Origin of the sequence: Hymenobacter radiodurans, from assembly GCF_004355185.1 — a bacterium.
Taxonomy (GTDB): domain Bacteria; phylum Bacteroidota; class Bacteroidia; order Cytophagales; family Hymenobacteraceae; genus Hymenobacter; species Hymenobacter radiodurans.
Genome location: NZ_CP037922.1, coordinates 3,945,159 through 3,965,576, shown reverse-complemented (window position 1 = coordinate 3,965,576; position 20,418 = coordinate 3,945,159). Strand labels below are relative to the sequence as shown.

Genomic DNA, 20,418 nt, shown 5'->3' with positions numbered 1-20,418 from the left:
CTCAACTTGCCGAAGTATCTCTACCGCTTCGGTAGACTATTAAATCAAGCTCGTCATATAACCGAAACAGGTGGTAACCGCAGTGTTCCGTAAAAACGGCCAATTCCTGCCATTCAGGTGCTTTTATCACGAAAGCATACTTGAACTCAGCTGTGGAGCCATCCTCAAAATTGATCCGGACCAAACTGTCTGTTGGAAAATGATGGCAACTGAGGTTTTCATAATTGGTTTCCCCAGTTGCAGTCAGGTATTCACGAACTTTGATTTTCCAACGTTCGGGTAAATCTGCGTGACGCATCAGGCTTGATTGTTAAAGATGCTGAACTGGAAGGAAGCAGTAGAGATGCTTCGACAAGCTCAGCATGACAGACGACTAGTATCTGGGTAAGCTCTAGCTACTCCCGCTCCAGCAGGATTTCCGTGCCCAGAATCACCAGGTCTACCCGGCCTTTCAATGTCTGGTCGATGAAGGGCGTATTCTGGGATTTGGATTTCATGAACTCCCGCGTAAAGGTCGTTTCCGCCGCGGTATCAAACAAAACGCAGTTAGCTTCCTGACCGACTTCGATGGCGGCGACCGGCAGGCCCATCAGGCGGCGGGGCTCCGCCGAATAGCGCTTCACCACCAAGTCCCACCCGAATTTGCCGGGCTCAACGAAGAAATGGTGGAGCGATACCAGGGCCGTATCCAAGCCGGTGATGCCGTTGGGCGCGCTGATAAAATCCTGGGCTTTCTCGAACGGCGTGTGCGGCGCGTGGTCGGTGGCAATGAGGTCGAATACGCCTTCGATGAGTCCCTCGAGCAGGGCATCACAATCCGCTTGCGTCCGCAGTGGCGGGTTCATTTTATAGTTCGTGTCGTAGTCGCCGATGTGCTCGTCGATGAATAACAGGTGGTGCGGGGTCACTTCCGCCGTGACTTTTACATCGCCGCGCGATTTCCACCAGCGAATGGTCTCCATACCAAGCTTGCTGGAAACGTGCTGGATGTGCACGTGCGCGCCGGCCGCCCGGGCCAGGCGGATGTCGCGGTCGATAATGATTTCCTCCGCACACGCCGGCGAGCCTTTGATGCCGAGCCGGTAGCTCATCACCCCTTCGTTGAGGGCGCGCGGCCCGGCCAGTTCCGACACCTCGCAGTGGCTAGCGAAAAACATCCCAAACTCAGTGGCGTACTGCATTGCCCGCAGCAGTACCGCCGGGTCGGCGGTGGTGTCGCCGTCATCGGTGAGCATCTTCACCCCGAGTCCGCGCATGCCCTCAATTTCCGCCAGTTCCTTGCCCTCGCGGTTCTTGGTGACGCAGCCAGAGGTGTACACCGGAATGCGGGACCGGTGGGTGGCATTTTCCAGCACAGTGTCCACGGCGGTTGCCGAGTCGAGGGCCGGGCGGGTGTTGGGCATCATGACGACGCCGGTCACGCCGCCGTTGATGGCCGCTTCGCTGCCCGTGGTGATAGTTTCCTTGTTCTCAAACCCGGGGGCGCGGAAATGGACGTGGGCATCAAACATGGCCGGCATAAGAACGCGACCCCGCGCGTCGATGACGCGGGCGCCCTCGGGAATGGCTAGGCTGCTGCCGATGTCCTGGATTTTTCCTTCGACAATCAGGACATCGCTCTCAAGTAGCACGGGTGAATTTTCGGAGGCGATGCGGGTGTTTTGAAGGAGAAGCATGAAGTGATATTTTCTGTAAACCAGAGGGTTATGGAAGATGTAAATTAAAGAGTGGAGTCAGCCGGCGGATCCAGCGGTTAGGGCATAATCACCGTCGAGCTGGCGCGCTGCGGTGTGGCATACGCCTCCTGCCGTGGGAACTCTCCGCCCGGCGTAAGCCAGTCGAGTACGGCCATGCGAACGGAAATCCCGTTTTCTACCTGGTTGGTGATCAAGCTGCGCTCGTAGTCCATAACGGCGTCGCACAGTTCGACCCCCCGGTTCACGGGGCCGGGGTGCATGATGTAGAGGCCCCGGTCGCTGATTTCCGCCAGCCGGGTGTTGGTGATGCCGTAGACCCGATGGTATTCGCGGACACTGGGGAAAAACTGCACGTCCTGGCGCTCCAGCTGCACGCGGAGCAGGTATACCACATCGGGCGCCCAGGCCATGGCCGCCTCATAGTCGGTGAACCGGGGAATGGTGGCTGGGCCGTACTTGGGCACCAGCGAGCCCGGGCCGAGGTAAGCAACTTCGACGCCCAGCTTTTGCAGCAGGGTGCTGGTAGAGCGCGCGACGCGGGAGTGGAGAATATCCCCGATGATGAGGACTCTTTTGCCCCGAGGGTCGGGGAATTTTTCCTTGATGGTGAAAGCGTCTAGCAGGGCTTGGGTGGGGTGCGCATGCGCCCCGTCGCCGGCATTGATAACCGACGCCGTGGTTTGGCGGGCAATCATGCCGGGCAGGCCGGAGTGACCGTGGCGGACGACGATGTAGTCGGTACGCATGGCCTGGAGCGTCTCGATTGTCTCGCGCACCGACTCGCCCTTGGTGATGGAAGAGTGGTCGATGTTGAAATTCGTTACTTCCGCCGAGAGGCGTTTAGCCGCGACCTCGAAGGAGGAGTGCGTCCGGGTGCTGGCCTCGTAGAACAGCATGAGCACGGACTTACCCTCGAGGGCGGGTATTTTTTTCACCGAGCGGGTGAATAATTTTTTAAAGGACGTGGATTGGTCGAGCAGGAACTCGATTTCCTCACGGTGGAGGGATGCGATGTCGAGCAGGTCTTTACGTGCCATACCGGAATTAGGGAAAATAAGTACGTGTTCAGTCGTAAGAGACGGGTAAGACTATCCGTTTTCGATGTGCCTACCCCGCGTTTGCGTTATGAGGTGTGAAGTGGCCGCAGCGCGGCAGCCGAGGAACTCAAGGGACATAAAAAAACCGTTTCGGAATCCGAAACGGTAGTGGGGCAACTCTCAGAAAAAACAACGGAAATACCAGAGGCAAAATCGGGAGAACCGATGGTGACAAAGACCTTCCGGTCTACTCGCGGTTCCCTGCCGAGCAGGGTCCCACGCTTCAGGAACAAGTTTTTTGGTTGAAGCATGATGCAAAACTACGGCATTGTTGCGCCCGGCACCCCATCGGCAATGTTGATTTTTTTTCGTGCTACTTTTCTCAACTTTTATTTTCGACCCTACGGGCTAAACGACGCGCTTTTTGTCATCCCTTCCGCCAGCAAAAAAAATTATGGCTCGCGTAACCAATTGCTTTGCAAGTACAATCCATCCTAACTTTAGCTCTTTATTCCGCTCGCCTCAGCTAGCGGGCCGTCACGCTCCGGCGGCAAGCAGCCTATGAACTACTCGATCGTTCATGGGCTGCTTGATTTTCGGCCGGCAACTATATAGCAATTGTTAGTATAGCGGTTACCCGGTCTTATTCTCTTCGCATTATTCGCTAAAATTCAGTCAGGCTATATGAGAACCGGGTATTCGTGGCTAGTTGGTATTTTTTGACCCTTTAGCATACACAATGCGGTAAATCGTGCCCTGCTTGTCGTCGGTGACGTAGAGCGAGCCATCAGGGCCTTGGGCTAGGCCGCAGGGCTTGTGGTCCGGCCGACCGGCAGTGGCTTTTTCCGGTGAGCCAGCAAAATTATCCGCAAATACTTCCCACTCGCCGGAAGGCTTGCCGTCTTTAAACGGCTGGAAAGCTATGTAATAGCCTTTTTGTGGCTCGGGGGCGCGGTTCCAAGAGCCGTGGAAGGCGATGAAAGCCCCGTTGCGGTATTTCTCCGGAAACATGGTGCCCGTGTAGAACAGCAGCGCGTTGGGCGCCGTGTGAGCGGGGTAGGCCGCCGCCGGATCTATGTAGTTGCCGGTTGCTACTTTCTTGCCGTCGCCGCCGTACTCGGGAGCCATCATCTTCTTGCGCTGCACGTTGTCGTAATAGATGTAGGGCCAGCCGGCGTTATCCCCTTTATTGAGGGCGTACATGCACTCGGCTGGCAGCTCCGCCGACTGCTTCGTGTCGTACAATTCCGGGAAGTTGTCGTGGAGCTGGTCGCGGCCATGCTGCATTACAAAAAGCTGGTTCGCCTGGGTGTTCCAATCCAAGCCTACCACGTTGCGCAGGCCGGTGGCATAGCGCACGCCGTCGCCATAGGTTTGGTTGAGCTTATCGGCCCGGAACTGCCAAATGCCCCCCGCCGAATCTAGCACCGGACAATTGGGCTTACCCGGCGAGCCTTTCTGCCGGTCTTTCACCTGACAGGCATTGGAATACGCCCCAATATTGACGTAGATATTTCCCGCCTTATCCTGGGCTATCGACTTGCTTTCGTGCTGTCGCCGATTGATGAGGCCGGTAATAATCTTCTCGGGCTGGGTGGGGTTGGTTACTTCGCCTTTGGCGTTCAGCTTGTAGCGAAACACTTCCTCATCGGAGGAAGCATACAAAAAGCCGGGCACGCTGTAGATGCCCGTGCCGCCGTAGCTGCCAAACCCATTTACAACTTCCGCCTTGCCGCCGGTTGTCTCGCGCAGCACCAGAATGCCTTTGCCCTCTTTGTTGGGTCGGTTCAGCTTGACATACATAGTGCCCTGGGGCGTCACGGTGATATGGCGGGTGCGAGCGCCGGTTTCGGCTACTTTCAGGGCGCCAAAGCCAGCTGGTAGCTTCAGACCAGCATTATCGGGGTCGGCCAGCACCTTATTCTCGGTTTTAAGAGCAAACAAAGACAAGCTCCCGACCAGGGCCGTTGGGAGCAGCAAGTAGCGGGACAAATGGTTCTTCATAGATGAAAATGGTTCGTTAGAGCTGTGTATACGGGATGAGGAAGCAAGTAAACTAATTGCCGGCAAGAAGGTAACAGCCCTACGCAAGGAGTATTGATGGCGAGTAAATTCTGCCGGGGTAATGCGCTACCACGGATTGGCTTTCCGGTGGCTACTACCTGAACATCACCACCTAAAAAAGCCCCCCGCAGCAGGAGTTCTGCCCACATTAACCTTACAGTTGGGTTCGCCGTTTCAGCCTCATTCATTTATACTTTTCTATGAAGCATTTCTCCGCCCTCCTGATTTCCTTCACGCTCCTGCTGGCGCCCAAGCCCAATGCTACTGCCCAGCAAGCACCTGCCTCGCCCTACCGAACCAGCTTCGCCGTCGATGCACCTATTACGCTGGGCATGGGCGCTCTGGGCAGCCTGGGCCTGTACCTAGTGCAGCAGAAAAGTGGGCTGAACGACGCCGAACTGGCTGCCCTCGATAAAAATGACGTGCCCAAGTTCGACCGTTTTGTGGCCGGCAACTACAGCGACCGGGCCCAAACCGTGGGCGACCTGCTCTGCTATCCTTCCCTGGTGATTGCGCCCGGTTTGCTGGCGCTCAATAAGGATGTGCGTGGACATTACGGCCAGATTCTCGGCCTCTATCTTCAAACGATGGCTACGTCCTCGGCCGCCTTCACCATGACAGTGGGCACCGTGTATCGCTACCGTCCGTTTCTCTATGGCACGGAAGGCGGCGGCGACCGCAACAGCAAGATCTCTACTAATTCCTTCTTCGCCGGCCACACCGCCCACACCGCCACGGCCACTTTCTTCGCCGCCAAAGTATTCCACGATTTCCACCCCGATTCGCCCGCTGAGCCCTTCGTGTGGGGTGCCGCCGCCCTCGTGCCCGCCGCCGTTGCCTACTCCCGTATGGAAGCCGGCAAGCATTTCCTTTCCGACAATATTGTGGGCTATGCCGTGGGCGCCACCGTCGGGATTGTAGTGCCACAGCTCCATAAAACTGCTGGCCGCCGGGGCTTCTCTATGGTGCCTGTGCAGGGCGTAAATGTGAACGGATACTCGTATGGTGGCTTACTGCTGACCAAGCTGCTATAGACTTCAGTGCCTGAATAAAAAGCCCCCACAGCTTCCTACTGGCACAACTACTTGTTACGCCAAATGCGTGTAGCAGGCGGGTGGCCAGACTATGCATAATACATAGGATATTATGTATATTTCCAGGATGAAGTATGCTCTAGCGGTGAGTCTGATTACGTGTCTTTGTTTGCAGGGAAAAGCGCAGGATTCCGCTCCTTTATCCCAACCAATAACTGTGACGCAGGTACAACCTCTGCAACAAAGACCCTTCAGAAATAAGGTTGTCTACTTTGGGGCCAGCGTGGGGGGCAATTTTTCCGTCATGAACTTCAACAAAGGCTATCCGAAGCCCCCTGCTCCCGTTGAAAATAACTGGAAGCCGGGCTTTACCGCTGGCTTGCTGGTAGGAATCAGGCTGAATGAAAAACTTGCTTTTCAGCAGGAATACCTGTGGTCACGCATGCAGGGCAAGGAAACCAATAGCGCCACGGACTACAGCTTCGATTATCTCTCCCTGCCAGTCCTGATTCAATACACTGTTTTCCCCCGCGTCAGCCTCTTGGCCGGGCCACAGTTTGATTTGTTAATTCAAGCCGAAAAGCGGGCGAACGGCCAAACGCTCAATATTACTCGCGACACGGAGGAACGAAGCATTGGCGCTACGGCCGGCGTAGGAGTGAGGCTATTGAATAACCTAAGCCTCAGCGCCCGCTATACGCATGGCCTAAATCATATTAGGCTTAGGAAAAGCGCAGGCATGCAGGAATTTATGTTTCAATCAGTGCAGCTTTCAGTTGCCGCTATTTTTTGATTGCAATACCGGCGTTAGAAGGATGTAGCTGTGAACTTGCAACAAGCATAAAAAAGTCCCCATAGTTCTGAATAAGATTGGCGAATTCTTTATATTTAAAATCCTCGAGATCTATTTATTTAATTTCGAGAATATTTGCGGCATCGTTTCTGGGTCAAGAGCTTCCATATCAATAAGCCGTAATGCTTTCACCATTTTAAGTGTGGTAGTCTTGTATTTTAAAAAATGAGGCATTTTTAAATGTGATTCATACGCTGCTCTGTTAGCGTACATTTCCAGAATTCTTATCTGCGTTGGGTTGTCTTTCTGGTACATTGGGTAAATGGAAATAACGCCCGGCTCCAACCTAACGGAAGCCTCAGATTCTTCCTTCAGAATGGCATTATATTCTTGTAGATAATCAGGATCTAGTTCTATTTCAGAGATTCTGATCATCATATCTTTCATCTCAATATCCTTATTTGGTTGTTTCGTATTAATACAAGAATTAAGTAATAAGATGGCTGTAAACGCCGCGAATAATATATTTAGGAACTTCATGTTGGTTTTTGGATTTAAGCCGAATTTTTATTTTTCTGATTTTATTGCCCCGCAGTTGCTCGGCTGCGCCGAGTGACCACTACGCTTGAGCGGCTGCGCCGCGAATCCGTCTGCGGACGTAGGAAAGATAAGTCGCCAAACGGCGCGGGCAAAGCAGGCGCGCGTAGCACAACTGCTTGAGCGTAAGCGTCACTCGGCACAGCTGAGCGACTGCGGGGAGAATTGTAAAATCCTTTTTTATGATTCCAATTTGTTGTATTACAGGCTATTGATATGGTGATTACTTTGTCGAAAAGTCTTATTTTTTAGAATTCTGGTTCCGTTGTTGACCTACGATTGATATAGATTTGAATCATCAAATAACCACTTTCAACAGTTATCATGAGAGCGACGAAGCATCCATTATTTCTAGTAGTAATCTACTTTATGCTAGTCAGCTTACAAAGCTGTAAGTATGACGACGGGGAGGAATACAAGCCGCACACGCCATATTATCAATTTACTGCCCAGGATAAGCTTTGGTTTAATTATAAAGTAGCGGATTCATTAATATTCGAGAATTCTACCGGCAAACAGCAGTTATACATTGTCATCGAGATAAAAGAAGAAATTAAAAAAGGCGCAGGTTATGCTTCATTTGGTTTTTTTGGACGAGGAAATCCTGATCATTATTATGATGGAATTAAGGTCGAATTGAAGAGACTTGACACACTTAGTTATAATAGATTTGAATTTCGTCGTACGCTTCCCCAAGGTGCTAATATCCTTAATGGTTATCCTCCAGGCGATAAAGGTGAATTTAAATTTGGAGGTGACTGGACGAACTATAATGGGGGGGAGACGTTAAGAGAAGTATCTGGTAATATTAATGTTTCATCTGAACAGCTTGATTTGCGGAATACTAGTAAACTGATAGTGCGGGGTAAGACATATAATAATATTATAACAATTATACCTAGCCAGCCTAATGGACCTATTTGGGAAACTAGAAAGCCCTATATCAACACACTCTATTATGATCAAAAAGCTGGACTTGTGAGAATGATTAGCAAATCAGGTGAAGTTTGGGATAGAATACTATAGAATAATTAGCTACTAAAACATTTGTATTATTTCATTAGGTGTGATAATCTAACTATAAATTAAAGTTTGCAAAAAAATTAAATAAAAAGCCCGCGTTAGCTTTGCAACTAACGCGGGCTTTTTATTTAATGGCAAAAGCCAAGCTACTACATATCCTTAATAATCTCATCCCCAAATTCGCTGCATTTCAACAGCGTAGCACCTTCCATCAAACGCTCGAAGTCGTAGGTGACACGCTTGGAGGCGATGGCGGTTTCAAGGCCTTTATAGATGAGGTCAGCGGCTTCCTGCCAGCCTAGGTGCTCCAGCATCAGGGCGCCGGAGAGAATCACTGAGCCGGGATTTACTTTGTCCTGGCCGGCATACTTGGGAGCCGTGCCGTGGGTAGCTTCAAAGATGGCGTGGCCGGTGAGGTAGTTGATATTGGCCCCCGGCGCAATACCGATACCGCCCACGATAGCCGCCAGCGCATCGGAGATATAGTCGCCGTTCAGGTTCAGGGTAGCTACCACCGAGTAGTCGGCGGGACGGAGCAGAATCTGCTGTAGGAACGCATCAGCGATACTGTCTTTGATCAGGATTTTGCCACCGTCGAGAGCTGCTTTCTGCTGAGCATTGGCTACGTCTTGGCCCTGCTTGATTGCTACGCGGTCGTACTGTGCCCAAGTGTACACTTTGTCGCCAAACTCACGCTCGGCCAACTCATACCCCCAGGTTTTGAATGCGCCCTCGGTGAACTTCATAATGTTGCCCTTGTGCACGATGGTCACGGAAGGCTTCTTGTGCTCGATGGCATACTCAATAGCCGCACGTACCAAGCGCTCCGTGCCTTCCTTCGAGACTGGCTTAATGCCAAACGACGACGACTCCGGGAAGCGAATCTTCTTTACGCCCATCTCATCTTGCAGGAATTCCAGCATTTTCTGAGCCTGAGGCGTGCCATTCATGTACTCAATGCCGGCGTAGATATCCTCGGTGTTCTCCCGGAAGATAACCATGTCGGTCAACTCGGGCTGCTTCACGGGAGAAGGCACACCTTCAAACCAACGCACCGGACGCACGCACGCATACAGGTCTAGCTCCTGACGCAAGGCCACATTCAGGGAGCGAATGCCACCGCCTACGGGCGTCGTCAGGGGGCCTTTTATGCCCACCAAGTACTCGCGGAAGGCATCTAAGGTCTCATTAGGCAGCCAGTTGCCGGTTTGCTTAAACGACTTTTCGCCGGCCATCACCTCTTTCCACATCAGCTGGCGCTTACCGCCATAGGCTTTCTCCACGGCCGCGTCAAGCACACGCCGGGAAGCAGCCCAAATGTCCGGTCCCGTACCGTCGCCTTCAATGAAGGGAATGGTAGGCTTATCGGGTACATTCAGCTTGCCGTTTTTGATGGTGATCTTCTGTTCTGCCATTGTCAAGAGTTGTCAGTGGTTAGTTGACAGTTATTAGTATGAAATTGGAGTTGTTACTGTGCTGGGGGCTTTTTAGTACCCAAATATCTCGCGCAGAGTGAGCTGCTCTACTTTGCCATACTTGGCCAGCTCCTTAAAGTTCAAGCGGTCTTTCGAGCCAATAACCAGAATAGTCTGCGCTTGATTTTTCACCTTCGCTTCCTGAAATTTCTTCAGGTCGTCGAAGCTCATATTGGCCGTTTTCTCATACACGTCGCGCCGCAAATCGTAGTCGAGGCCCAAGCGTTTGGCGCGCTCGTAGCTGAACAGGATATCCGACTTAGTGATGCGCTCCGTGGCAATGCTATTGCGAATGGAGTTTTTGGCGATTTGCAGGTTAGCCTCAGCCACGGGCATGTCGTTGAGTAGGGTCGCCATGCCGGTCATGGCTTCGGGCAGCTTGTCGCTCTGCGTACCGATGTAGCTCATCACATAGTTGGAGCGGCCGAGCTTGTCAGCATTAGAGTAGCGCGAAGAGGCAGAATAGGCCAGCGCCTTGGATTCGCGCAGCTCCTGAAACACGATGCTACCCATGCCACCACCAAAGTACTCGTTGTACAAGCTCACCGTGGGCACCAGGGTTTTGTCGTATACGTCGCCCTTGGTGAGGAACAGGATTTCAGCCTGCACCATATTGTAGTCCACCCAATACACCTTGCGGTCCTTCATAGGCTGCTCGGCAAAATCCTTGTTTGCAGGCACGGGCGTGAGCGTGGGGGGCGTTTTGTGATAAGTGTTGAGAATTGTATGTAAGCCGTTTCTAGGGCTACTACGAGTAATAGGTTGCTTAACTACGTTGGTTTCCTTACCCGTTATTGGATTTTTTTCTTTTGCGGGAAGTTCCCCTTCGAATGGTATACGCGGTCCATAATACAGAACCCGGTGCTGATAGGAAGTCAGCTTCTTGGTAAGAGCCGTCAGGTCTTGGGGCTTGAGCGCTTTTAGCTCCTTCTCAGAAAGTTGGGTTGTGAAGGGATTCTTCGGGCCATACTTGGCGTAGTTCAGCATCGCCTGACTCAAAATCACCTGCTTATTCAGCTTGGCATCCTTGCGGGCTTTCAGCACACCAGCCACCATGTCGCTCAGGGCCTTAGCATCAGGCTTGGGATTAGCGAGCAGGCTTTCAAAAAGCTGCAACGCTGGCTCAAAATTGCTGTCCAGACCAGCCAGACTCACGTACACGCGGTCAGCGCCGCTACTCACGCTGAACGAGCAGCCCAGCTTATAGAACTCCTGCTGCAACTGCGCCGCCGAGTATTTATCAGTACCGAGGTATTGCAGGTAATCAGCCGCCAAACCCAGCTTGGGGTCGTTATTGGTGCCGAGGTCGAGGATATAGTACAGGTTGAATAGCTCGTTTTCGGTATTCTTGGTGTAAAACACCGGCACGCCCGAAGCCAGCTTTAGATCCTGAATATCCTTCTTATAGTCCACAAACACCGGCTGCAACTCCGGCGTGGGCTTGTCCACCACTTCCTTGTAGAACGCCGAGGCTACCTCCCGATTTACCGGCACCGGCGTAATAGCGGGCTTCACTACTTTGGGCGTGCTCGTGTCTTTGCCCGTGCGCTTGTAAATGAGCGCGTAGTTGTTCTGGTAATACTCGTTGGCTACTTTCAGCACATCCTCCTTCGTGGTGGCGGCAAACATCTCCTGCTGCCGCAGGTACTCTTTCCACGACTGCCGCGCCACGAAAGCTGACACAAAAGCACCAGCACGAGCCTCATTGCTCTCGTAGCTCTTGGTGCGCTGCAGCTTCTCGTTGTTGATGATGGCCGGAATCAGCCAATCCGGAAAGTCGCCCTTCTTCACCTTGTCCAGTTGGCCCAGCAGCAAGTCGCGCACTTGGTCTAAGCTTTGGCCCTGGCGAGGCGTAGCGTAGAGAATATGGGAAGAGTAGTCGTTGTTGATATCGGTGAATGAAGCCGCCTGCAACACCTTCTGCTGCTGGTTCAGGTTCAGGTCAATCAAACCGGCCTGTCCGTTGGTCAGAATCTTGTCGATCATGCGCAGTACCACCGTATTGGGCGTGCCCGTGGTCGTGCCGCGGAAGCGGAAGCCTAGCATCACGTTCTCGGCATCCGGCCCCACAATTTCCTTCACGATGGGTGCCGTAATGGGGGCTTCCTGCGCGACGTTAAACGTGGGCTCGGCCTTGCGGGGTAGCTTGCCGAAATACTGATCAATGACGCGAATGGTCTGATCATAATCCAGATCGCCGCTCAGGGCCAGCGCTACGTTGTTCGGAACGTAATACTTGTCGAAATAAGCCTTAATCTCCGTGATGGAGGGGTTTTGCAAGTGCTCAATGGTACCAATAGTCGTTTGGGTACCATACTGGTGCTTCTGGTACAGACTGGCATTTAGCGCCTGGTACGCCTTACTGAAGTCGTCGTCGAGGGTCCGGTTTTTCTCTTCATAAACGGCCTCCAACTCCGTGTGAAACAAGCGCGGCACCATTTCGCCCAGGCGCTCAGCCTGAATGGCGGCCCATTTCTCCAGCTGGTTGCTCGGAATGTCTTCCTGATACACCGTCTGCTCCACGGAGGTGTAAGCGTTGGAGCCTTTAGCGCCGATAGCGCCCATCACTTTGTCGTACTCGTTGGCCACGGCATACTTAGCCGCTACCCCCGATACAGAATCGATCTGGTGGTAAAGCTGCTTGCGCAACGCTACGTCGCGGGTACCACGATACTTCTCGTAAAGTGCTTCAATCTTCGCTAGTTCGGTCTTCTCTGCCTCCCAGTTTTGAGTACCCAAGCGCGAGGTGCCTTTGAACACCATGTGCTCCAGGTAGTGCGCTAGGCCGGTGGCAGTACTCGGGTCGTTCTTGGACCCTGCCCGCACCGCCATATAAGTCTGGATGCGTGGCGCATCATCGTAATCCGACAAATAGACCGTCAGGCCATTGTCGAGGGTATAAATGCGTGCTTTGAGCGGGTCGCCTTCTACTGTCTCGTATTTGTATTCTTTGGCGGCTGGGGCACTGGCTTGGGTTGTAGCATCAGTGGGGGCATTGCCAGTAGAGGCCGTCTTCGTTGATTGGCACTCGGTAGTCAGGCCAAGCGCGGCTATGGCCGGAAATAGAAGCAGAAAAGGTTTTTTCACAGAATTTCCGGTGCAGAAAACAGGGCAGAGCAATAAGAAATCAAAGATACTTGGTGGGGGCTGGAATTAAAAACGATACAGCATTTAGGTAAGATTATGCTGTATCTAAGCCGAAAAGATGGCCACGAATTCTTGGGTCGATAGCTGGAATAGTTTCGGCTTGCAAAGTGAGGTGCCTGGGTAAATGGCCCGTCCACTATTCACGGCAATCCGTTATGTAAAGATCAATTTAGTATCGATAAAAAAGCCCCCAACATGATATTGGGGGGCTTTTTTAACGCTTCTGCTGATATACGGTAAGAATTGGAAGACCTTCTGCCCGAATAGTATGCACTTCGCGCCAGAGCTTCATACTGTCAGGATATGAATTGGAATAGTTGCGTGGTCGGTGGTTCGTAAGGAAGTAGCGGGCTGCGGGCTGATTTTCCTTCCAGATGTACTGTAAACGAGCTTTTTGCGCTGGGGGCAACAGGAAACCCGCGCAGTATAGCATATCAGCATCACCACTGTAGGTGATGGAGGGGCTGGGATCGTGGGCCAGCACCCACTCCAGGCCCTGCCGATAGGCCAGGCCCCAGTAGTCGCGGTCAAACTGCTGCTCCACGGCCGGGGCGGGCAGAAAGCTGAAGTACACCTGCTGGTGGGGGTGCAGGCGGATCATGCGCCACACCGTATGCCCGACTTCCAGCCCGCCAGCGGCCACCAGGCCCACGGCTAGCCCGCGCCCCGCCCAGGAGGGGGAGTGCCGGCCCACGTGCAGCAGGGCGCGCAGGCCCTGCACGGCAAAAAGCAGCAGGGCGGGGTAGAGAAAGTAGAGGTGGCGCCAGCCGTTGTAGACCACCGCGTGCAGGGCGATGACCAGCACAAGTGGGGTGAGCAGCCAGAGCAGCAGCAGCAGGCTCAAGCGGGCCTCGCGGGCGCGCCAGTACGCCCACCCGCCCCGCCAGAAGCGCCGCAGCGTGGCGGCCAGGCCCAGCCCAGCGGCCAGCAGGTAGGGCAGGGGCGTGGTCAGGCTGATCCAGACCGGAATGTAGTGCCACGGAAGCTGCGTGCCCGGTAGTACTTGCCCAAAATACACTACTCGGCCCGGCCAAAGCGAGTACTGACTGATACGCCGGGATACATTGAGCAACTCAGGCAATGGCGTTGCCCACAGGTAAGGCCAGCCGATAATAATAAAGATCAGGGCGGCCGCTACATAGAGAGCTGCCACGCCAGCTACACGCCGGCGCGGCAGCTCAGTGGCCGGTCGGTTAACGGCTTCCAGCCCGAGCATAACCAGCGTTACGACCAGCAGCAGCACCCCCTGCACGCGCACATCGACGGCCAGCGCCGTGGCGAGCCCGTGGACGAGGGCGCGCCCCCGCGTCGGGTGGTACAGCAGCCGCACCAGCGTGTAGATAGCCAGCGTGAAGAAGGCCATATACACGATGTCTTTGCCGTTGTAAAAAGCTTCGGCAAAAAACCGGGGCGAGAGCACGAGCAGCCCCGCGCCCAATAACCCCCAGCGCCAGTCGCCAAACCATCGGGTGCCAAGCCGGTACAACGCCCACACGCCCAGCACAAATAGGAAGAAGATAAGCAAATGGCGCAGGTAGTAGTAAGCCTGTGCATCATGACGCGTAAACAGGTAGCTCACTACCACCATCGGTAGCTCAAAAGCCACCCCGTGGTCAGCATCACGGAAGGAGCGAATATCAGGTATCAGGTGGTTGGTTGGCTGCCGCGCTACCAGCTCGGGCACTACCAACTGGGCCAGATATTTTGCGCTTACCAAGCCGTTGAGATGATTGTTCGGCTCATCGATGGATACGCCATAGTCGCGGTGCAATAGTACACCAGTGAGAATAAGCAGCCCGAAGAACAGACTAACTACCCCACGAGCAGTGAGCAGCAACTGTAGAAAAGAACGACTTGATGGCATAGGAAAAAACGGCGGCTTTTTTGAGCTATCGAACCAGCACTATAATCACTTGTGGGTATGAATTAAAAAGTACAAAGTAACTGCTTGGATGATTTGGGATTGGAGTAGCCGAAAAACTACTGCTGCTGATACACCGATAAAATTGGGAGGCCTTCTACCCGAATAGTATGCACCTCGCGGCCTACTCCCACGCTATCGGGGTAGGAGTGAGGGTAGTTATGCTGGTGATAGGTCGTCAGAAAATATTGAACCTCCGGACGGTTGGCATTCCAGCTGTATTTAAGCCTGCTTTTCTGATCTTCCGGTAGCAGTAAAGTGCCACAATACAACATCCATGGATCGCCGCTGTAGGTGATGGAGGGGCTGGGATCGTGGGCCAGCACCCACTCCAGGCCCTGCCGATAGGCCAGGCCCCAGTAGTCGCGGTCAAACTGCTGCTCCACGGCCGGGGCGGGCAGAAAGCTGAAGTACACCTGCTGGTGGGGTGCAGGCGGATCATGCGCCACACCGTATGCCCGACTTCCAGCCCGCCAGCGGCCACCAGGCCCACGGCTAGCCCGCGCCCCGCCCAGGAGGGGGAGTGCCGGCCCACGTGCAGCAGGGCGCGCAGGCCCTGCACGGCAAAAAGCAGCAGGGCGGGGTAGAGAAAGTAGAGGTGGCGCCAGCCGTTGTAGACCACCGCGTGCAGGGCGATGACCAGCACAAGTGGGGTGAGCAGCCAGAGCAGCAGCAGCAGGCTCAAGCGGGCCTCGCGGGCGCGCCAGTACGCCCACCCGCCCCGCCAGAAGCGCCGCAGCGTGGCGGCCAGGCCCAGCCCAGCGGCCAGCAGGTAGGGCAGGGGCGTGGTCAGGCTGATCCAGACCGGAATGTAGTGCCACGGAAGCTGCGTGCCCGGTAAATACTGGCCGAAGTAAAACACCTTGGAGTGCCAGCTAAAGTGGCTCATGCTTCGAAAAATCGCTACAAAGTTGATGAGTGGCGCTTCCCAAAGTGCGGGCCAGCCCATCACAACGAAAGCGCTAGCTGCCACTAAGTAGAGTAACGTGGCTTTGAAGAGTGGTTGCTCGCTGGAGCGCTCAGCCTGAGGTGTCAGCAACAACTCAAGCCCCACCATTCCTAAGGTAAAGGCTACACTCATTACTCCTAAAATGCGCACGTCAATGGCCAGTGCGGTAGCCAAGGCGTGCAACAAGGCGCGTAGGTAGCTGGGCCTCCGTAGGAAACATACGAGGCAGTAGATGCTCAGGGTAAACAGTGCCATAAACACGATATCCTGCGCATTATAAAAAGCCTCGGCAAAGAAGCGGGGCGACAGTACCAGCAGCAGAGCTGTCAGCAGGCCCCAGCGCCAGTTCTGGAAGCGCAGGGTAGCTAAGCCATACAGCGCATACACGCCCGCCACAAAAACGAGAAAAATACATAGGTGTCGCAGCCAGTAAGCGGCTTGGGTATCGTTGCGCGTGAAGGCAAAATTCAGCAGGGCCATCGGTACCTCAAATACTACGCCGTGGTCGTTTTCGCTGTAGCCCTTGAGAGCCGGAATCAACTCAGTGCCCGCTTGCCGCCGCACAAGTTCCGGCGCCAGCATCTCCCCCACATACTTGATATTGACCATGCCATTGAGCTTGTGGCGTGGCTCGTCTACGGAGACGCCGTAGTCGCGGTGCAGCAGCAGCCCCGTGAGTAGGAGCAGGATAAAAAAGCCCCCCACAACGACTCGGCGGACGGAAAGCAGCGACTGCAAAGACAAACGAACCGATGGCATAGGATGAAGAAACAGGCAGCTTACCAACGCTTGAATACGGAGAAGATGCGCAAGCCATCAGCCCGGATGGTATACACCTCCCGCCCCAGACTATCGGGGTAGGTTTTGGGGCGTGCGCCGTAGTAATGGTAAGCAGTCAGAAAGTAACAGGCTTCGGTGGGCGTTTCGGCATGGCTGGGAATATAGCGGAGGCGGGCGCGCTGACTGGGGGGCAAAATCAGCATGTTATTATCCAGGTAGCTCGGATTGCCACTGATAGTTATCTGCGGGTTCGGATCGTGGGCCAGCACCCACTCCAACCCTTCCCGATAGGAGAGGCCCCAGTAATCAAGCTCAAACAGCCGCTCGGCCGCACTGGGGGGCAAAAAGCTGAAGTACACGTATTGATGCGGATGAAGCCGGACCATACGCACGACAGTGTAGACACCCTCCAACCCCGCCGCGACGAGCAGCAGCGACGCCACCCAAGCCCGCGTTCGGGAGGCGTAGCGCGCAAGGCAGTACAAGTAATACAGACCCCGAACAGCCAGAATCAGCAGCGCCGGATAGATAAAGAACAGATGCCGCCAAGCGTTGTACAGAATTGAATTCAGGCCAATAACCAGCAATGGCGGCACCAACAGCCACAGCAGCAATAGCAGATTCTGGCGGTGCTCCGGCGTCTGCAAAAATGTACGCCACTGCTTCAGCAAAGCAAACAGAGTCAGCAAAAAGCCCCCCGCAGCCCCCAATGTGTAGGCCACGGGCGTCGTTACCAGAATCCAACCTGGAATGTAATGCCAAGGCATTGGATCAACTGGCAGATGAATTGTGTTTCCCCAGTAGAGTAGCGTGCCCCTGAAAGGATATTTGCTTAAGCTGTGAAAGGAAGCCAGTAAGTTGGCGAACGGCGCTTCCCAAAGCGCCGGCCATCCGATAAGAATAGCCACCGGAGTAGCGGCCAGATACACTCCTGCACCCTTTATAAGTTGCCGATTGGCAGTTCGTTGGTCATTCGGCCGAAATAGTACTTCCAGCCCCAGCATGCCCACAGTGAAAGCTACCAGCAGCATCCCTAGGATGCGGATATCCACGGCAAGGGCCGTAATCAGGGCGTGCAGTAGCGCGCGTGGAAGGGTAGGTTGCCGGACAAAGCGGAGTAGAGAGTAAATGCCGAGCGTGAAGAGCGACATAAATACGATGTCCTTGGCATTGTAAAACGCATCGGCAAAAAGACGGGGCGAAATCACCAGTAAAAGTGCCGTAAGCAGGCCCCAACGCCAACTTTTTAAGTATAGAGTACTCAGACGGAATAAGGCATACACACCCGCCACGAAAACCAGAAAAATGCAGAAGTGGCGCAGATAATAGGCGGCTTGCGCATCGCCACGCGTGAGCACGAAGCTCACCAACGCCATAGGTATCTCAAACGCGACACCGTGGTCGTTTTCTATGTAATTTTTAAGCGGCGGAATGAGCTCATAGCCAGCTTGATTTCGAACCAGGGCCGGTACGACGAGCTCCGCAATGTACTTGACATTCACCATCCCGTTTAGCCGGTCTACTCGCTCATCAGCCGATACGCCATAGTCGCGGTGCAGCAGCAGGCCCAACAAAACAAGCAGGCCAAAAAAGGAGCCGACAATAAGCCGTTGATGACGAGCCGGTAAAAGCTTGTTTATCAAGCTGCTAAGAAAAGTCAATATGTGTAGGCTTGTGGATGTAAGAAGAGCCTAACGCTCAACCAATACCTTAAAAATCAGTGTCGAGCCCCAGCCGTTGCTTCATCTCACGAAGGGACGGAAACTTGTCGGCCAGATATTCAAACTTATCGGCCGAGGTATACAGCTTGCGCGCCGTCTGCACCTGCTCCCCCATCACGGGCTGCACCGTGAGGCGCGGGTAGCCCGTACGCCGCCGCAGCTCGGTCAGAAACTCAATCCGAAAATCATTGAACTGATCAATTTGAATAGGATTGTCGACCACTAGCTCAATGACATGCTGCTCATTAACCGTCACCGGCCGATTCAGCACCATGTACTCACTCATACGGTCCTGCGCCCGTTTTTCCTCTTTCAACTCCTGCCACACGCGCTGGAGCAGTTCTTCGTCCACGGCCGGCAGACCAAGTGCGGGCCCACTGGGCTCAGCCACTTCCTGGGGGGCATTTTTGACCACGGTGGCCTGCTGGGCCACCTGGGCTTTGAGGTCTTTCAGACTCGGAATCTTACTAGCTCCATTCAGCGGCTTGACAGCGGCCAGCGAGGGAGCGGGGGGCATTTTTGGCGCTGGTGGCGTTTGACCTGGCTCGTGACCGGCTACACTGGGCGCGCCGGTATCCACGTGCGGCACCGTATCAAGCACCTGATGCTGTGCTGTTGGCAAGTCAGCCTCTTCGTCTTCGATGCTGGGCGTGTCGTGCAATTCCTCCACGCCGCTTTCCACCGGAATTATCTCCTCCGGTTCAGCGGGTGCCGACACGAGTTCTGATTCTGATAAAGTAGCGCTGGGGGGTATTTTAGCTACCCCATTGCTCGAAGCCGGAGTAATAGAGGCAGCAGGTGCCGCCGGAACCGCTACTGGCCGCGCCATTGGAGCGCTTAGACCAGTTACGGGAGTAGGCTGGGGGACATTTTGCGGCGCTGAACTATTTACGCTACTTTTTTTTTAGCCTCGCCGTTCGCCGACCCGTTGGAGCCAGCGCCTAGCTCGCGCGCAAACTGCACCGCGCCGTTGAGATACGTCAGCTTCATCAGCGTCAGCTCCACGTGCAGGCGCTGGTTTTTGGCTTGCTTAAACTCCCGGTCACACTGGCTGATCAGATTCAGGGCCGACAGCAAAAACGGCAGCGGCGCCGCCTGAGCCTGCTGCACGTAGCGCGCCCGAATGCCTTCCGAAACCTCCAGCAACTGCACCGTTACCGGGTCTTTGCACACCAGCAAGCCACGCAAATGCTCGGCCGCGCCCACCACAAAGTTGTGCAGGTCGAAGCCGTTCTGCATGATTTCCTCCAGCAAAAGCAGCGAGCCGGAGAGGTTTTCGCTCACCAGAAAATCGACCAGCCGGAAGTAGTATTCATAGTCCAGAATGTGCAGGTTCTGCACCACATCCTGATAGCGGAGCGAGTTGCCCGAAAACGTGACCATCTGATCGAAGATGGACAAGGCATCGCGCAGAGCGCCGTCAGCCTTCTGCGCTACTAAATGCAGTGCATCCGGCTCGGCCGTAATGTGCTCTTGCTTTGCGATGTAGCCCAAGTGACCCACGATGTCATCAACCCGAATCCGGTTGAAATCGAAGATCTGGCAGCGCGACAGAATCGTGGGAATGATCTTGTGCCGCTCGGTGGTAGCCAGGATGAAAATGGCGTAGGAGGGCGGCTCTTCCAGGGTCTTCAAAAAGGCATTGAAGGCCGCGTTGGAGAGCATGTGCACCTCGTCAATAATGTAGATCTTGTATTTGCCGGTCTGGGGGGCGTAGCGCACCTGCTCGACTAAGGAGCGAATGTCCTCGACGGAGTTGTTGGAGGCTGCATCCAGCTCGTGCACGTTGAACGAGGCGTTCTGGTTGAACGAGCGGCACGACTCGCACTGGTCGCAGGCTTCCGTTTCGGGCGAGAGGTTCTGGCAGTTGATGGTCTTGGCCAGAATGCGGGCGCAAGTGGTTTTGCCCACCCGCGCGGGCCGCAAAACAGGAAAGCCTGGGCTAGGTGGTTGCTGACAATAGCGTTTTGCAGCGTGGTAGTCACGTGCTGCTGCCCCACCACGCTCCGAAAGGTGGCAGGACGGTACTTACGGGCCGAAACGACGAAATTTTCCATACTTCTATCTACAAAGATAGGCAATCCAAGTGGCGCATCCGACTGCATTTTAGGCGTTGCACGCCACTAGCATCAGCCCAATGCGGTTGTATTAACTTTAATATTGTAATTATATTATATCAT

14 protein-coding genes and 1 pseudogene are annotated in these 20,418 nt (G+C 54.3%); 3 read left to right on the top strand and 12 right to left on the bottom strand.

Translation table 11 applies throughout. The features are described from left to right. Position 1 precedes the first annotated feature (1 nt). From EPD59_RS18010 to EPD59_RS17995, 4 genes are all read right to left on the bottom strand, one after another. The gene (locus EPD59_RS18010) at positions 2 to 298 is read right to left on the bottom strand and encodes a hypothetical protein (protein ID WP_133274001.1); all 297 of its coding nucleotides are present in this window, start codon (positions 296 to 298) and stop codon (positions 2 to 4) included. Between the two features lie 97 nt (positions 299 to 395). Continuing rightward, the gene (locus tag EPD59_RS18005) at positions 396 to 1,676 is read right to left on the bottom strand and encodes a dihydroorotase (protein WP_133274000.1); all 1,281 of its coding nucleotides are present in this window, start codon (positions 1,674 to 1,676) and stop codon (positions 396 to 398) included. Positions 1,677 to 1,753: 77 nt separating this feature from the next. After that, a complete protein-coding gene (locus EPD59_RS18000) occupies positions 1,754 to 2,734 on the bottom strand; it encodes an aspartate carbamoyltransferase catalytic subunit (RefSeq protein ID WP_133273999.1) in 981 nt (326 codons plus the stop codon). 705 nt (positions 2,735 to 3,439) lie between these two features. Then, positions 3,440 to 4,738 (bottom strand): PQQ-dependent sugar dehydrogenase, encoded by a 1,299-nt coding sequence (locus EPD59_RS17995; protein ID WP_133273998.1) that lies wholly within the window; start codon positions 4,736 to 4,738, stop codon positions 3,440 to 3,442. 260 nt (positions 4,739 to 4,998) lie between these two features. Here EPD59_RS17995 and EPD59_RS17990 point away from each other — a divergent pair, with 260 nt between their 5' ends. Together EPD59_RS17990 and EPD59_RS17985 are read left to right on the top strand one after the other, a co-directional pair. Further along, on the top strand, positions 4,999 to 5,832 hold the full coding sequence (locus EPD59_RS17990; RefSeq protein WP_133273997.1) for a phosphatase PAP2 family protein: 834 nt from the start codon (positions 4,999 to 5,001) through the stop codon (positions 5,830 to 5,832). 304 nt (positions 5,833 to 6,136) lie between these two features. Further along, complete coding sequence (locus EPD59_RS17985) at positions 6,137 to 6,625, top strand: porin family protein (RefSeq protein WP_165963653.1); 489 nt, start codon at positions 6,137 to 6,139, stop codon at positions 6,623 to 6,625. A gap of 111 nt (positions 6,626 to 6,736) precedes the next feature. Here EPD59_RS17985 and EPD59_RS17980 read toward each other — a convergent pair whose 3' ends face one another. Beyond that, the gene (locus tag EPD59_RS17980; RefSeq protein WP_240731482.1) at positions 6,737 to 7,165 is read right to left on the bottom strand and encodes a putative quinol monooxygenase; all 429 of its coding nucleotides are present in this window, start codon (positions 7,163 to 7,165) and stop codon (positions 6,737 to 6,739) included. A gap of 426 nt (positions 7,166 to 7,591) precedes the next feature. Between EPD59_RS17980 and EPD59_RS17975 the strand changes: the two genes are divergently transcribed. Next, positions 7,592 to 8,248, top strand: coding sequence for a hypothetical protein (locus EPD59_RS17975; RefSeq protein WP_133273995.1), 657 nt, complete (start codon positions 7,592 to 7,594; stop codon positions 8,246 to 8,248). A gap of 146 nt (positions 8,249 to 8,394) precedes the next feature. Here the strand turns inward: EPD59_RS17975 and icd are convergent, their stop codons facing one another. From icd to EPD59_RS17940, 7 genes and pseudogenes are all read right to left on the bottom strand, one after another. Continuing rightward, entirely contained in the window at positions 8,395 to 9,660 is a 1,266-nt protein-coding gene (gene icd, locus EPD59_RS17970) for an NADP-dependent isocitrate dehydrogenase (protein WP_133273994.1), read from the bottom strand. Positions 9,661 to 9,732: 72 nt separating this feature from the next. After that, positions 9,733 to 12,807: a M16 family metallopeptidase gene (locus EPD59_RS17965; protein ID WP_240731481.1), complete on the bottom strand. Its 3,075-nt coding sequence runs from the start codon at positions 12,805 to 12,807 to the stop codon at positions 9,733 to 9,735. Positions 12,808 to 13,081: 274 nt separating this feature from the next. Further along, a complete protein-coding gene (locus EPD59_RS17960) occupies positions 13,082 to 14,731 on the bottom strand; it encodes a glycosyltransferase family 39 protein (RefSeq protein ID WP_133273993.1) in 1,650 nt (549 codons plus the stop codon). 235 nt (positions 14,732 to 14,966) lie between these two features. Continuing rightward, entirely contained in the window at positions 14,967 to 16,496 is a 1,530-nt protein-coding gene (locus EPD59_RS17955; RefSeq protein WP_133273992.1) for an immunoglobulin domain-containing family protein, read from the bottom strand. Between the two features lie 20 nt (positions 16,497 to 16,516). After that, a complete protein-coding gene (locus EPD59_RS17950; protein WP_133273991.1) occupies positions 16,517 to 18,160 on the bottom strand; it encodes a hypothetical protein in 1,644 nt (547 codons plus the stop codon). Between the two features lie 67 nt (positions 18,161 to 18,227). Then, positions 18,228 to 19,067: a hypothetical protein gene (locus EPD59_RS17945; protein WP_133273990.1), complete on the bottom strand. Its 840-nt coding sequence runs from the start codon at positions 19,065 to 19,067 to the stop codon at positions 18,228 to 18,230. Positions 19,068 to 19,126: 59 nt separating this feature from the next. After that, positions 19,127 to 20,295, bottom strand: a pseudogene (locus EPD59_RS17940) (DNA polymerase III subunit gamma/tau). Positions 20,296 to 20,418: the final 123 nt, after the last annotated feature.

Coding starts and splice junctions, on each gene's coding strand:
- EPD59_RS18010 (WP_133274001.1), bottom strand. CDS start 298: ATGCGTCACGCAGATTTACCCGAACGTTGGAAAATCAAAGTTCGTGAA.
- EPD59_RS18005 (WP_133274000.1), bottom strand. CDS start 1,676: ATGCTTCTCCTTCAAAACACCCGCATCGCCTCCGAAAATTCACCCGTG.
- EPD59_RS18000 (WP_133273999.1), bottom strand. CDS start 2,734: ATGGCACGTAAAGACCTGCTCGACATCGCATCCCTCCACCGTGAGGAA.
- EPD59_RS17995 (WP_133273998.1), bottom strand. CDS start 4,738: ATGAAGAACCATTTGTCCCGCTACTTGCTGCTCCCAACGGCCCTGGTC.
- EPD59_RS17990 (WP_133273997.1), top strand. CDS start 4,999: ATGAAGCATTTCTCCGCCCTCCTGATTTCCTTCACGCTCCTGCTGGCG.
- EPD59_RS17985 (WP_165963653.1), top strand. CDS start 6,137: ATGAACTTCAACAAAGGCTATCCGAAGCCCCCTGCTCCCGTTGAAAAT.
- EPD59_RS17980 (WP_240731482.1), bottom strand. CDS start 7,165: ATGAAGTTCCTAAATATATTATTCGCGGCGTTTACAGCCATCTTATTA.
- EPD59_RS17975 (WP_133273995.1), top strand. CDS start 7,592: ATGCTAGTCAGCTTACAAAGCTGTAAGTATGACGACGGGGAGGAATAC.
- icd (WP_133273994.1), bottom strand. CDS start 9,660: ATGGCAGAACAGAAGATCACCATCAAAAACGGCAAGCTGAATGTACCC.
- EPD59_RS17960 (WP_133273993.1), bottom strand. CDS start 14,731: ATGCCATCAAGTCGTTCTTTTCTACAGTTGCTGCTCACTGCTCGTGGG.
- EPD59_RS17955 (WP_133273992.1), bottom strand. CDS start 16,496: ATGCCATCGGTTCGTTTGTCTTTGCAGTCGCTGCTTTCCGTCCGCCGA.
- EPD59_RS17945 (WP_133273990.1), bottom strand. CDS start 19,067: ATGGCGCGGCCAGTAGCGGTTCCGGCGGCACCTGCTGCCTCTATTACT.